General features: G+C 64.9%; 10 protein-coding genes. 8 read left to right on the top strand and 2 right to left on the bottom strand.

Annotated elements, in window-relative coordinates:
* Positions 1-3 precede the first annotated feature (3 nt).
* The 5 genes from BCEP18194_RS11885 to BCEP18194_RS11865 all read left to right on the top strand — a co-directional run bounded on the left by BCEP18194_RS11885 (position 4) and on the right by BCEP18194_RS11865 (position 4,991).
* A complete protein-coding gene (locus BCEP18194_RS11885; protein WP_011351520.1) occupies positions 4-435 on the top strand; it encodes an ExbD/TolR family protein in 432 nt (143 codons plus the stop codon).
* 28 nt (positions 436-463) lie between these two features.
* Positions 464-892: an ExbD/TolR family protein gene (locus tag BCEP18194_RS11880; RefSeq protein WP_011351519.1), complete on the top strand. Its 429-nt coding sequence runs from the start codon at positions 464-466 to the stop codon at positions 890-892.
* Positions 893-916: 24 nt separating this feature from the next.
* On the top strand, positions 917-2,278 hold the full coding sequence (locus BCEP18194_RS11875; protein WP_011351518.1) for an MFS transporter: 1,362 nt from the start codon (positions 917-919) through the stop codon (positions 2,276-2,278).
* Positions 2,271-3,320 carry a dipeptide epimerase gene (locus BCEP18194_RS11870; protein WP_011351517.1) on the top strand — a complete coding sequence of 350 codons (1,050 nt, stop codon included), beginning with the start codon at positions 2,271-2,273 and terminating at the stop codon, positions 3,318-3,320. The genes BCEP18194_RS11875 and BCEP18194_RS11870 overlap by 8 nt, the downstream gene beginning before the upstream one ends.
* 87 nt (positions 3,321-3,407) lie before the next feature.
* Positions 3,408-4,991 (top strand): serine hydrolase domain-containing protein, encoded by a 1,584-nt coding sequence (locus BCEP18194_RS11865; RefSeq protein ID WP_244272938.1) that lies wholly within the window; start codon positions 3,408-3,410, stop codon positions 4,989-4,991.
* Between the two features lie 33 nt (positions 4,992-5,024).
* On the opposite strand, the gene BCEP18194_RS11860 is transcribed toward BCEP18194_RS11865, so the two are convergent.
* Both BCEP18194_RS11860 and BCEP18194_RS11855 read right to left on the bottom strand, forming a co-directional pair.
* The gene (locus BCEP18194_RS11860) at positions 5,025-6,491 is read right to left on the bottom strand and encodes a M81 family metallopeptidase (RefSeq protein ID WP_011351515.1); all 1,467 of its coding nucleotides are present in this window, start codon (positions 6,489-6,491) and stop codon (positions 5,025-5,027) included.
* A gap of 127 nt (positions 6,492-6,618) precedes the next feature.
* Complete coding sequence (locus BCEP18194_RS11855; protein ID WP_011351514.1) at positions 6,619-7,611, bottom strand: ATP-binding protein; 993 nt, start codon at positions 7,609-7,611, stop codon at positions 6,619-6,621.
* A 265-nt stretch (positions 7,612-7,876) separates the two neighbouring features.
* Between BCEP18194_RS11855 and BCEP18194_RS11850 the strand changes: the two genes are divergently transcribed.
* From BCEP18194_RS11850 to BCEP18194_RS11840, 3 genes are all read left to right on the top strand, one after another.
* Positions 7,877-10,261: a TonB-dependent receptor gene (locus tag BCEP18194_RS11850; RefSeq protein WP_244272936.1), complete on the top strand. Its 2,385-nt coding sequence runs from the start codon at positions 7,877-7,879 to the stop codon at positions 10,259-10,261.
* A gap of 19 nt (positions 10,262-10,280) precedes the next feature.
* The gene (locus BCEP18194_RS11845; protein WP_011351512.1) at positions 10,281-11,924 is read left to right on the top strand and encodes a serine hydrolase domain-containing protein; all 1,644 of its coding nucleotides are present in this window, start codon (positions 10,281-10,283) and stop codon (positions 11,922-11,924) included.
* Positions 11,925-12,830: 906 nt separating this feature from the next.
* Positions 12,831-13,856 (top strand): LacI family DNA-binding transcriptional regulator, encoded by a 1,026-nt coding sequence (locus BCEP18194_RS11840; RefSeq protein WP_011351510.1) that lies wholly within the window; start codon positions 12,831-12,833, stop codon positions 13,854-13,856.
* Positions 13,857-13,888 lie beyond the last annotated feature (32 nt).

Raw genomic sequence — 13,888 nt, 5'->3', positions numbered from 1 at the left:
GCCATGGCCATGACCGTAGGCCCGCGCGAGGGCGCCGAGCACGACGAGACCATGTCGTCCATCAACACGACGCCACTGGTCGACGTGATGCTGGTGCTGCTGATCATCTTCCTCATCACGATTCCGGTGGTCTCGCACACCGTGCCGGTCACGCTGCCCAAGGAAGCCGTGCAGCCGCTGCAAACGACCCCGCAGAACGTGATTCTCGCCGTGACGAAAGAAGGCGACGTGTTCTGGGACGAACGGCGCGTACCGGACGCGGCCACGCTCGTCGAGAAACTCAAGGCGGTGGCCGTGCAATCGCCGCAACCGGAAGTCCATATCCGCGGCGATCTCGACGCGCACTACGCCGCGATCGGCCGGGTCGTGTTTGCCTGCCAGCGGGCGGGCATCGTCAAGGTCGACTTCATCACCGAACCGCCGCCGCGCCAATGATTCGTCCACACCGACAAGGAGACCCGAGATGGCCATGACGATGCCCACCGGCAACGCCGACGAACCCGACGTGATGATCGAGATCAACACCACACCGCTCATCGACGTGATGCTGGTCCTGCTCATCATGCTGATCCTCACCATTCCCATCCAGACGAACGCGGTGAAGCTGGACATGCCGACCGGCGCGCCGCCGTCGCAACCGCAGGCACCGCCGGTGGTGCAGATCGATATCGCGGCCGACGGCACCATCGCGTGGAATGGCGAGACGCTGGGTTCGCGCGAGCAACTGGAAACGCGCTTGCACGACGTCGCCGTCAACCCCGCGCCGACGGAACTGCATTTGCGGCCCGACAAGGCGGCGCCTTACCGCGCCGTCGCGATGGTCATGGCGTCCGCGCAGCGGCTCGGCGCGAACCGCATCGGGCTCGTGGGCAACGAGCAGTTCATGCAGTAACCGCCTTCTCATCACGGAGCCCTCATGTTCGACTCCAACCCCGACGTGCTCGCCCCCGTGGCGGCACAAAGCCCGCCATCGGAATCACCCGCCGGACCACTCGCGTGGTTCGGTCTCGCGATTCTCGTGATCGTGGCGTTCTTCGCCTTCGTCGACCGTCAGATGCTGATCCTGCTGACCGAGCCCATCCGCCACGATTTCGGGCTGACCGACACGCAGATCGGCCTGATGCAAGGCGCAGGCATCGCGCTATTCGCGGGCGTGGCCTCGTTGCCGATCGGCTGGGTCGCCGATCGCGTGGATCGCCGTGTGGTGCTGGTCGCGTGTGTCCTCGTGTGGAGCGCTGCCACCGCGATCTGCGGCGTAACCACCCACTTCTGGCAATTGTTCATCGCCACCGTCGGGCTGGGGATCGGCGAAGCCGGGCTGGTGCCGGTGATCTACGGCCTGATTCCCGACCTCTTCCCCGCGCGCCAGCGCGTGCTCGCCAATGCGATCTTCGCGCTCGCCAACCTGCTGGGCGCAGGGGCGGGAATGGCGCTCGGCGGCGCACTGATGCAGGGCATCGCGGCCGTGCACGGTGCGTTGCCCGCCGGACTTGCCGATCTCGCGCCGTGGCGGCTCGCGTTTTTTGCCGTTGCCCTGCCGGCCCCCGTGCTGGCCGTACTGGTTCTACTCATTCGACCCGGCAAGCACCGCGACACGAACGCGTCCGCCGCGCGTCACCGGACTGCCGCGCCGCTGCCGTCCGCACCGGTCTACTTCCGGCGCGAAGCCATCATGATGCTCAAGTTCTTCGGTGCCATCGGACTGGTCAATCTGTCGTTCGGCGGTGTCGCGACATGGATGCCGGTCGTGGCGGTGCGAACCTTCGGCGCGACGCCGGCCGAAGCCGGCGGCGGCATGGGTGTGGCAGCGATGGCCGGTGGTATCGCGGGTTGCGTGCTCAGCGGACTCGTGGCCGGCCGCATGCGAGCGCGCTTCGGCGTGCTCGCGCCGCTGCGCGTCTGTGAATGCGGCGCGCTGGTCGCCGGAGGGCTGTCGTTCCTCTATCTGGCAGTGGGCTCGCTGACGCCCGTCTACGCGCTCTTCGGCGCCCAGCTCGCCTGCATGGTCGCAGGCATGGTGCTGTTTCCCACCATCATGCAGAACATCTGCCCTGCCCACCTGCGCTCGCGCGTGGCGGCGATCGGCGCGCTGACGTCGATCGTCGTGCAGTCCGGCAGCCCCGTGTTCATCGGCTTCATGTCGGATCGCCTGCACGCGTTCAGCGAGGGCTTGCTGTGGTCGATCGTCTGCGTGGCGGCGTTCGGCTTCTTTGCCGCCTGCCTGCTGATGCGCGCGGCGGGCCGTGGTGTCCGCGAGGCAATCGAACGCTATGCGTAATTCCCTTCTTCCTCACTCTTCCATGTCACCCCGCACGCTCTCACTCTCGCTGCGTATCGAACGCTGGCCGTTGGCCGCTCCGTTCCATATCACCGGCCACGTCATCGACGCCGCTCGCCTCGTGTGCGTGACCGTCGACGACGGGCACCACGCCGGCAACGGCGAAGCATCCGGGGTCTTCTACCTGGGTGAGACACCCGAATCCATCGTCGCGCAAATCGACCGCGCCCGACCATCGATAGAAGCGGGGGTCACGCGCGCGCAGTTGCTCGACGTATTGCCACCCGGCGGCGCGCGCAATGCGGTCGATGCGGCGTTGTGGGCACTCGAATCACGACAGCAGGCCATGCCCGTCTGGCACATCGCGGGCCTCTCCGAGCCGCGCCCGTTGCGGACCACGATGACGATCGGCGTGGGTACGCCGAACGCAATGGCCGGGGCCGCACGAAGACTGCCCCACGCCAGGGCGCTGAAGGTCAAGCTGGACGGCAGCGCCGCCGACGCCGCACGCCTCTTCGAAATCCGCGAGGTATGCCCGGAAATACCACTCTCTGTCGACGCGAATCAGGGCTGGTCACGCGCGCACTTCGACGCGATGCTCCCCGTGCTGCAACAGCTCGATGTCTGCATGCTCGAACAGCCGTTTGCGATCGGTGCGGATGCCTGTCTCGAACATATCGACTGTCCGATCCCGCTCGCGGCCGACGAATCGTTTCAGGATCTCGGCGATCTGCCCGCCGTCACGCGCCGCTACGACATCGTCAATCTCAAGCTCGACAAATGCGGTGGCCTGACGCGCGCGTTCGATCTTGCCACCCGTGTACGCGAAGCCGGCTTGTCCGTGATGGTCGGTTGCATGGCAGGCACCTCGCTGGCGATCGCTCCCGCGTTTCTGCTCGGGCAACAGTGCGATCACGTCGATCTCGACGGACCGATCTTCCTAGCACGCGATCGTGAGCCGGGCGTCGCCTACATCGACGGCCTGCTGCACTGCCCGCCCGACCTCTGGGACCACGCGGGCTTCCCTGCCTTCTCTCGCTGAGTTATCGACATGACATTCGACTCATCCGCCACGACGACGCAGCTCGACGCGCTGTTCGCGCGTTATCACCACGCCGATGCCCCCGGATTGATCGCCGGCATCGTCCATCACGGCCAGCTGCTGTATCGGCGCGGTTTCGGCATGGCCAGCCTCGAACACGGCATCGCCAACACGCCGGCCACCCGCATGCGCATCGGCTCGGTCAGCAAGCATGTCACTTGCCTCGCCGTGCTGCTCCTGTGCGAGCACGGCGCGCTCGACGCCGACGCCCCCATCGGCACGTATCTGCCGGAACTCCCGCCGGCCGCGGGCCGACCGACGCTGCGGCAGCTGATGTCGCATCGCGGCGGGCAGCGATGCGCGCTGGACCTTGCGCTACTGACGCAGGGGCTCGCGATGTCACCGCCTGGCGCGTTCCTGGCCGCGCAGCAACGTCAACGCGACGAAAATTTTCCGCCGGGCGAACGCATGATGTATTCGAACGGCGGCTATCACCTGCTGTCGCTCGCCGTCGAAAGTGCGAGCGGGATGCCGTTCGAAGCATTGCTCGCAACCCGTATCTTCGCTCCCCTGCGCATGCACGACACCGCGTGCGTACGCAACGACATGACGATCGAGCGCGGCATCGCGACGATGCATATTCCTGACACCACGGGCGAATACCGGCGCGGGATCTTTCCGACGTGGGAACTGTTGGGCGAAGGCTCGATCGTCTCGACCGTCGACGACATGCTGCGATGGACCGCGCACCTGCGATGCAGCAACAAGATCGTCGGCAACGCCGACACCTGGCGCCAGATGCTGGCGTTGCCCGTATTCTCCAGCGGTCTGCGCAGCCAGTACTCGCTCGGTCTCACGCAGGGCAGCTATCGCGGCGTCGAACTGATCCAGCATTCCGGTGGCGTCGTCGGCGGGACTTGCCAGATGCTGGTGTCGATTCCGCACGGGCTTGACGTCGTATTGCTCAGCAACGGCGCGCTCGACGCACCGTTAGAACTGTCGAGGCGTGTGGTCGACATCGTACTGGCGGGCGAGCTGCGTGGCGATGGCCCGCCTGCCGCGGCGCGCGCCGCCGATCATGCGGCGCGCCTAGGCCGGTACCGGTCGCCCGGCACCGGCGCCGTGTATGCGCTGGAAGATCACGACGGTGCGCTGGTGTTGGCTGGCCCCCTTTGCCCCAGACGCTCGATGACGCTCTACGACAGCGCGGATGATCTGAATGACGTCGAGCTCGAAGCGAGCGGCGACGGTTTGTTGGCGCTGCGGTGGGGATCGTCTTGCACGCCGGACGATCTCTCCAGCCTGCGCATCGTGCATTGCGGCCATGTCGACACGTTCGAACGCGTCGGCGAAGCACCCGCGATGACACCCCATCTCGCCGCCGCGATGTCCGGCACATTCGCCAGCCACGACGCCGATGCCCACGCGACCATTCGGCTCGACAACGAAGCGCTCGTGCTTCGCCTGCACGGTGCGGTGGGCCATTGCGACTACCGCCTCACGCCGCTGGCCCACGATGCTTTCGAACTGGTGCCGATCGATCCAGTGAACATCACGACCGGGATCCTTGCGTTGACGCGCGACGCAACGCGCAACGACATCACCGGCTTTCGCGTCGATACCGCGCGTACCCGGCATCTGGCGTTCACACGGGTGCATGCCAACGCCTGACGCTGGCCGGCGTCGGATGACGCCGGCACGTATTCACCTCGAAGACGCAAACGGATTCGACACGCGCGGCCAGTAGTTGAGGTCACGATGACGATAATCCAGTTCGGCAAAGTTCATCGTGAGCGCACCGGGTGCGGCGACATGAAAGACGGCCTTCGAACGCGGTGCGAATTCGGTCTGAAAATGCTGCGTCGATTTCACGACCACCAGCTTCTTGCCGGTGAAGTCGATCCCAAGCCCGGTAAACACGTCCACGCCAAGCACCTGGGTGCGAACGGATATCAGCGCGATGTCGAGCCCGTTGTCCGCTTCCACCCACACGGCCCGGCCAAGCGGTTGCTCGAGACCCATGATGCTTTGCGTATGCCGCTCGACCACGTTGCGCACGGTGACGCGCAGGTCCACCGGTTCTCCCGAGTACACACTGCACTTGCCGCCGATGCGCAGATCCAGCGTAGCCCCGACACCCGCATCCTTGCAGATCTGGATCGCACCGAGATCCCAGAAGCACCCGATCGCCACATTGGCAATCCGTCGCTCGACCACGCGACGCAAAATGAACGTGCTGTCGCACGGCGCGCCGCCGCCAGGATTGTCCGCGACATCCGCCAGGACGACCGGGCCACCCTCGACCGCCAGCGCACGATCCAGACCCGCATCGATATCGAGCCATGCAGGGCGTGTCGCGTCGCGCAGATCCCAGAACTCGCGTGCCAGTTGCGCCGCCAGCGCGTCGGCCTTGGCGGGATCGCTGTCCGTCACCACCCAGAGTTTCGCGCCGGCTTCCGGCACGTCGCCCCACGGGAACCCGTGGCCGAGCGACACCGACAGCACGCCGTCGCGCCCCTCGAACGACTGCATGCGCCGGACGAACCCCGCCATCGGTTCGCTGGTGGTGTGCCACGCACCGACCATCCGGCAGTCGAACACGCCGGTCGTCGGGCGGATGCGTCCGGCAGCCATATCGAGCGTCAGCCGATAGGCGTCGCGTGCCCGATCGACGGCGTCGACATGCGGATACTCCTTGTAAGCGATCAGGACATCGGCCGACGCCTTCATCAATTGCGTGAAATGGCAGTGCGGGTCGAGCGTGACCGAGATCGGAACGTCGGGGCCGACAATGGCGCGAACGCCGGCGAGCAGATCGCCTTCGCAATCGTCGTAACCCTCAGCCACCATCGCGCCGTGCAGCAGCAGAATCACGGCATCCAGCGGCAATGCGGCCTTGACGCCATCGAGGATCTCGTCCCTCAGGAACTCGTAGACCGCACGAATCGTGCGGCCGGACGGCTGGGCTTCGGCACACAGGCCTTCGACGATCTCGTGACCGTCACCCTCCGCGAGGCGCCGCACTTCCGCGAGCACGTGCCCCACGCCGTCGGGCTCGCGCACACTCGCGTCGCCATGAAAAATCGTGAACTCTTCGAAGCCGCCCCATCCGGTCGGGCACGGGGCAAAGGTATTGGTTTCCGTCGAAAGCTGAGCCGTGAATATTTTCATGACGAGGTCTGCCGAATAGGGTTGAGGGGTGTGAAACGACTATAAGCACGCGCTGTTTCCGCTTTGTGAGCAATCTGTATCAAGCGTGAAACAGAGCAGTGCAAACGATCGCTCCGAGCCCATCACCCTATCGACGCGGTAACGTGACCTGCGCCACCAGCCCGCCTTCCGGACCGTTGCGCAACACCAGCTCCCCACCGTGACGCTTCACGACGTCGTTCGCAATGGCAAGGCCAAGGCCCGTCCCGCCCGTGTTCCTGTTGCGAGAACTTTCCACCCGGTAGAACGGCTCCAGCGCCCGCTCCAGTTGCGCCTCCGGGATGCCCGGACCGTGATCGGCAATCTGGATCCGCACACACGACGGCGCATCGATCAGGCGGATGTGTGCGTCTTCACCGTATCGAATCGCGTTGGCAACCAGGTTCGTCAGGCAGCGTTTGAGGCCGAGAGGTTGCGCCGAGATCGGCGGCACCTCGCCGCTGATCGTCACCTTCTGACCGTGTTCGGCCGCGTCTTCCGCGATGGCATCCACCAGTGCATTGATATCGACCGGACTGAATTCCTCGACCACCTCTTCATTGCGCAGGAACGACAGCGTGGCCTCCAGAAGCTGCGTCATCTCGTCGATATCGTCTCTGAGCCGTTCACTCAATTCGACATCCTGAGCGGATCGAAGGCGCAGCTTCATGCGCGTCAGCGGCGTGCGCAGATCGTGCGATACGGCGGCGAGAAAACGGTTGCGCTCACTCATTTGCCGCCGCAGCGACGCCTGCATCGTGTTGAACACGCTGGCGGCCTGACGCGCCTCGACAGGGCCGATTTCCTTGATGGGCGGCGCATCGATATTCCTCGACAGTTCAGCGGCCCCGACGGCCAGCGTGCGGAACGGGGCGGCCAGCATGCGCGCGCCGATCCAGGACGAGATCAGTGCCGGCATCACCTGGATCATCACCGCGGCGGCCCACTGCAACGCTGCGCTCATCCCGGGCGGCGGTTTGAAGGGCTCGGAACTGTAGAGCTTGTAGAGCAGCAGGCCGGCACTGATCTGCATCACGAGGATGATCGAGATCATCACGAAGAACAGGCGATAGAAAGCCGAATCGAAGCGGGGTTTGTGCATGGTTCTGGCCGACAGCGAACAATGGCTGCGATTATCGCCCGCGAATGTAGGAGCTATGTGAGCCGTTTATTGCAAACCCGAAACATGTCTGCGGCCCGCGTCCATCTCGTCTGCCCGCGTGGCCGCCCTTCACCCTCACCGATCGTTTGTATCACCGACGATACAAACGCCACATGAACCAGAAATAACCGGCACTTACCGTTCCCCCTGAGTTGCGCTACACGGCATCGCGTTCAGTCGATCGCACAATCAGGAGGAGACAATGATGAAGGTGAAGAACCGGACGAAGCACCCGGCGGTTTCGGCAACGCTACCGCTGCGACACGGCGGGCGTTACGCCCCGCTCTTCGTCGGACCGGTATTCGGGTTGGCATCGTTGGGCGTGCATGCGCAGGAACAGGCGCAAACGCCCGTGCAGACTCAGCAGGTCGCCGCGCCGGATGCGGCCTCGGCGGCGTCCGCTGCGACGCCTGCCGCCGCATCCGGCACCGCGGTGCCGAATGCCCCTCCGGCGGAGACGTCGAAAGCGCAAGGCAAGGGTGGCGCGACGCTCAATACCGTCGTGGTGACCGCGACGCGTCGACGTGAACCGGCTCGCGAAGTGCCGATGCAGGTCAATGTCTTGTCGGCCGACGAACTGCAGAAGAGCGGCGCGAAAACGATGTCCGACTTCCTGTCGTCGGAGCCGGGTGTCGACTTGAACGCCAGTGGCGGCAGCGGGGCCGGTCAGGTCAGTATTCGCGGCGTGACGACGGGTGTTCAGACGGGGCCGACGGTCGGCATGTATGTCGACGACGTCGCGTTCGGCGGCAGCACCGTGTTCTCCCAAAGCGCGACGTTCTCGCTCGACATGAGCCTGCTCGACCTCAATCACGTCGAAATCCTGCGAGGTCCGCAGGGCACGTTGTATGGCGCGGGTGCGATGGGCGGCTTGCTCAAAAACGTGACCAACGAACCGGACCCGAGTCAGTTTTCCGGGCAGGTCGGCACCGGCGTATCGGGAACGGCGCATGGCGGTGTGAGCGGAACGGCCAACGCAACGTTGAATATCCCGTTGAAGACCGACGTTGCCGCGCTGCGCGTCTCCGTATTCGGCCAGCACGATGGCGGGTATGTCGACGCCGTGGGCCCCAAGGCGGACTCCCACATCGATCGCGGCGACACCTACGGTGCCCGCGCGTCGTTGCTGCTGACGCCGACCCGGGATTTGACGGTCCGGCTGACCGCGCTCTCGCAAAACATCAATCGCAACGATCCGAACTACGTTGAATACGGCGCCGACGGCAAGCCGGTCTGGGGTGACCTGACCACGCGACAGTTCGCCCAGCAGCCCTTTCACCAAAACATCCAGCTTTATTCGGCCGGGATCGAATACGAACTCGGCTGGGCACGCCTGAACTCGATCACGTCGTATCAACGAATCAACACGAGCGCGCCGCAGGACCTGACCGGCGTCTATGGGCCGCTATTTGCCGCCCAGGGGCTGAACCTGGGCTCGGTGGTCGCCAAGGATGTGGCCACGACGAACAAGGTGACCCAGGAGTTTCGCCTGACTTCGCCGGGCAACCAGCGACTCGAGTGGCTGGCCGGCCTCTTCTATACACACGAGCGCAGCAATTCGAGCGAAGGCTTTCTGACGACGTTGCCCGATGGCACGCCCGGCCCGGACCTGTCGGAACTCCAGGCGCCCAGCACATACAACGAGTACGCGGCATACGGCGACCTGACGTATCACCTTACGTCGCGCCTTTCGCTGACCGGCGGCGTCCGGATCGCCCACAACAGCCAGACCTACGAACAGACGACCTACGGTACGCTCGCCGGCCCGACCCAGACCATCTCGGCACCGTCGTCGGACACCAGCAAGACCTACATGTTCACCGCGCGCTATGCGCTGACCTCCAACAGCAATGCGTATGTCCGCATCGCCAGCGGATACCGGCCCGGCGGCCCGAATGCGCTGCTGATCGATCCGCTCACAGGCATGCGCGCGGCGGGTAGCCCGACCTTCGCACCCGACACGCTGTGGAGCTATGAGGCCGGCTACAAGGCCGACCTGCTCGACAAGCGGCTGTCGCTGGAAACGTCGGTCTACGACATCGAGTGGAAGAACATCCAGCAGCTCGGCACGGTCGATGGCGTCAACCAGGTCATCAACGCCGGCAACGCGCGAATCAAGGGCCTGGAGTTCTCCGGCACGTTCCGCCCCACCCCGCACTGGAACTTCAGTGCGAACCTGTCGCTCATCGACGCCAGCCTGACGAGCGGCAATGCGAGCGCGGGTACGACAGCGGGCCAGCCATTGCCGAACTCGGCCAAGTTCGCCGCGACGCTCTCGGGCACCTATCTGTTCACCGCGCAAGGGTATCCGTCGTATGCGGGTGTGACCCAACGATTTGTCGGCCGACGTCATAGCGGATTCGACGCCAGTTCGGGCCGGCCCGATTACCCGTTGCCGGGCTACGCGATCACGGATCTGCAAGCGGGCGTGGACTTCAAGAAGTTCAGTCTGGCGTTCTATGTTCGCAACCTGTTCGACCGTCGCGCGTTGATCGCGGCCGGCACGTCGCTGATACCGATGGGCGGCCCGGCGCTCGTCAGCGTGATTCAGCCGCGCACGATCGGCGCGGCACTTACCGTTCCGTTCTAAATCATAGGGATAACTGAAAATGACACAAGAATCGCACGACATCGTCAACCAACTGGATACCCTGTTCGAACGCTTCAACAAATGCGATGAACCCGGCCTCGTCGTGGCCGTGGCGCATCAAGGCGAAGTCCTCTACCGACGCGGCTTCGGCATGGCAAGCCTGGAACACGGCGTCGCCAATACGCCGGCCACCCGCTTGCGCATCGGCTCGACGAGCAAACACTTCACCTGCCTCGCCGCACTCCTGCTCGCCGAAGACGGCAAGCTCGACGTCGACGCCGGGATTCGCACGTACCTGCCCGAGCTGCCGCTGCTGGCAGGCGACCCCAGCTTGCGCCAGCTGATGACGCACACGGGCGGCTATCGCTGCTATCTCGATGTCACGCTGCTCGCGCAAGGCGTCGCGACGCTGCCGCGTGGCGGCGTACTCGCGGCCGAAGTCCGGCAACGCGACGTCAACTTCCCGCCGGGCGAGCGGATGATCTACTGCAACGGCGGATATAACCTGCTGTCGCTCGCGATCGAGCGGGTCAGCGGCATCCCCTTCGAGACCTTCCTGAAGGAACGCATCTTCGACGTGATGGGCATGGTCGACACGGAGTCGGTCGCCGACGACATGCGCATCCGCCCGCGCATGGCGACCCAGCATGTGCCGGATGGAAAAGGCGGATTCATGCGCGGCCTGTTTCCGTCGTGGGAAGTGCTCGGTGAAGGCGGGATCGTGTCGACGGTCGACGACATGCTGCGCTGGCTCGCGCATCTGCGCGGCCCCAAGCGGGTCGGCAGCGAAGCAAGCTGGCGCCAGATGCTGACCAAACCACACTACTCGAGCGGCGCGGAAGGCGTCTACGCCCTCGGGCTGATGCTCACACCCCATCGCGACGTGGAGACGCTGCATCATGCCGGCGGTGTGTTCGGCGGCTCATGTCAGATGTTGACCGTGGCCAGGCACGCACTGGACGTCATCATTCTCACCAACGGCGCCGCGGCCAATCCGATTGAACTGGCTACGCAGATCGTCGATATCGTTCTGGGCGATGCCATCCTTGGCGCGAAGCCTGCCGCGCCGCTGCAAACCGCCGGGCACGAAACCTTGCTCGGCAAGTACCACTCGCGTGTATCCGGGACGTATTGCGTGATCGACGATCACGACGGGCAAGTCAACGTGAGCTTGCACAACGCCAGACAGATGCCGCAGCCGCTCATCGAGACGGAGGCCGGATTGCGGGTCGAAGAAGGGGCAGGCGGAACGCTGCTGATCAAGCCTCGAACGTCGACGGCCGCGTCACGTGTGACGGCGATCGAGCTGGTGGACTGCGGTCACGCCGAGACGCTCGAGCGCTTGCCCGATCACGCCCCATCGCTCTCCGATGCGTCGGCCGGTCTGACAGGCACGTATCACGGTCACGATGCCGCGGCACGTGCGACGATCGCCGTGACGAACGGTGAACTCACGCTGACCATGCACGGCGTCGCGGGCAGTGTCGGCTACCGGCTGGAACCCGTAGCCGACGACATTTTCACGTTCGACCCTGTCGGTCAGATGGCCGTCATGCGTGGCGTCCTGACGGTGGAACGCTCGGGTAACGAGGTGACGCGCTTTCGCATCGACACGTCGCGCACGCGCAACCTGACCTTCGTGCGCGAGCGGTGTGATTCGTAGGCATCGCGTCACTTCATGGTGTGACGTTTGCGTGGTGGAGCTTGCGGCTTCGTCAAGAGACGCGAGTTCCACCATGTGCCTGTGATGACTCGCCGTGACGCCGCCGGAGATCGCCCTGCCGGTCCATTCGATGATCCGCCGATGACGGCGGCTTCGTCGTTCGGTCGTCGGTAATCGCGACCGATGCAACGCCAGAAACAAAAAACCCGCGAGCGCTGGGCTTCTCGCGGGCTTTCGTGCCTTCATCGAATCGCGCTGAAAGCGATCGTGGTGCCGGGGACCGGACTTGAACCGGCAAGCCAATTAAGGCGGCGGATTTTCGTCACACTGCTTCTTTCAAAGCCGGCGTCGCGTGCGCGCTGCCGTTCGTGCGCTGGACTATGCCTTCACCGTCGCGCGCGGGCTCAACTGCTGCCCGTGCGCCTTAGGCGCCCCCCGTCTAGTCTCTACACCTTCCTCGCGGATGCCGCGAGGCTTGGCTCGGCGTTGCCTCGATGCGCGCATCAGGGGTTTCACCGAATTTGAAGGGTTCTGCACCGACCGTTTCCGACCGGGCACTCAATCGTTTAAGTCCGCTATGTTTACCAATTTCATCACCCCGGCAAGAGGGCGGACGCGATTCTACCATTGCTTGCCCATGCGTTCCCTTATTCTGCGGCGCTGCATCACGACACGCGTTACCGTCATACGAATTCATCCTTTGTAATCGACGCCGCCACACCGCCGCCAACGATTTCCTCCCGCGTCGCAACATCCCCGATACAATCGAGTCCGCGTCGTCCGACGGCCCTATCCGTCAGACGTTTGTGTCGTGCTTTTTGCGAAACAAGCGTCGCTTGCGTCATCGCGAAGTCACAAACGTTTTCGATAATTTTCTGGCCGAAAACGTTTACATCGCAAGATTTCATGACCTCGACCATCAAGGACGTCGCTGCCCTCGCGGGCTTCTCGATCGCCACTGTCTCGCGTGCGATCAACGCCCCGCATACCGTCAGCCCCGCCACGCTGCAAACGATCCGCACCGCGATCGACACGCTGCAATTTCGCCCGAGCCCGCTCGGCCGGCAATTGCGCGGCGAGCGCACCCGCCTCGTCGGCGTCGTCGTGCCGACGTTGTCGAACCCCGTGTTCGCCGACTGCCTGCAAGGCATCGACGAACTCGCGACCGCGGCCGGCTTCAAGCTGATCCTGATGACGACCGAATACGACGCGGCGCGCGAGCGTCACGCGATCGAGACGCTGCGCGAGCAGCGCGTCGAAGGGCTGATCCTCACCGTCGCCGATGCGGACACGCACCCGCTGCTCGACATGCTCGACCACGACGGCCCGCACTACGTGCTGATGCACAACGACACGCAGCGCCGCCCGTCGGTATCGGTCGACAACCGCAGCGCCGCGTACGACGGCGTGCGCTTGCTGACCGCGCGTGGCCACCGCCGCGTGCTGATGCTGGCCGGCTCGCTCGCCGCGTCGGATCGTGCGCGCCAGCGTCATCTCGGCTATGCGCAGGCCCTCGAGGAAAGCGGCGTCGCGACGCTGCCGCCGGTCGAAGTCGACTTCAACGCGCCCGAGTTGCCCGACGCGGTGCTCGCGCATCTCACCGCGCACGCGACGCGCCCGACCGCCCTCTTCTGCAGCAACGACCTGCTCGCGATGGTCGTGATGCGCGGCCTGCGCCGCGCGGGTTTCTCGATCCCGGACGACCTGTCGGTGCTCGGCTTCGACGGAATCGCGATCGGCGAACTGCTCGCGCCGCCGCTCGCGAGCGTCGCGACGCCGAACCGCGACATCGGCCGCCACGCATGGCAGCGTCTCGTCGAATGCATCGGCGGCGCAGCGATCGAACGCACGTCGCTGATCCTGCCGCACGTGGTGCGCGACGGTGCGACGGTCGCCCCGCCGGCCACCGACCTGCAATTGCGCAAGGCTTGAACGCGCGCCGCGCCGCCACACACGTACACAAG

The organism is Burkholderia lata (assembly GCF_000012945.1).
GTDB lineage: Bacteria > Pseudomonadota > Gammaproteobacteria > Burkholderiales > Burkholderiaceae > Burkholderia > Burkholderia lata.
This window is presented reverse-complemented; position numbering and strand designations above follow the sequence as displayed.

Bases quoted from the DNA above. Each gene is read 5' to 3' on its own strand.
- BCEP18194_RS11885 (WP_011351520.1), top strand. From the start codon at position 4: ATGGCCATGACCGTAGGCCCGCGCGAGGGCGCCGAGCACGACGAGACC.
- BCEP18194_RS11880 (WP_011351519.1), top strand. From the start codon at position 464: ATGGCCATGACGATGCCCACCGGCAACGCCGACGAACCCGACGTGATG.
- BCEP18194_RS11875 (WP_011351518.1), top strand. From the start codon at position 917: ATGTTCGACTCCAACCCCGACGTGCTCGCCCCCGTGGCGGCACAAAGC.
- BCEP18194_RS11870 (WP_011351517.1), top strand. From the start codon at position 2,271: ATGCGTAATTCCCTTCTTCCTCACTCTTCCATGTCACCCCGCACGCTC.
- BCEP18194_RS11860 (WP_011351515.1), bottom strand. From the start codon at position 6,491: ATGAAAATATTCACGGCTCAGCTTTCGACGGAAACCAATACCTTTGCC.
- BCEP18194_RS11855 (WP_011351514.1), bottom strand. From the start codon at position 7,611: ATGCACAAACCCCGCTTCGATTCGGCTTTCTATCGCCTGTTCTTCGTG.
- BCEP18194_RS11850 (WP_244272936.1), top strand. From the start codon at position 7,877: ATGAAGGTGAAGAACCGGACGAAGCACCCGGCGGTTTCGGCAACGCTA.
- BCEP18194_RS11845 (WP_011351512.1), top strand. From the start codon at position 10,281: ATGACACAAGAATCGCACGACATCGTCAACCAACTGGATACCCTGTTC.
- BCEP18194_RS11840 (WP_011351510.1), top strand. From the start codon at position 12,831: ATGACCTCGACCATCAAGGACGTCGCTGCCCTCGCGGGCTTCTCGATC.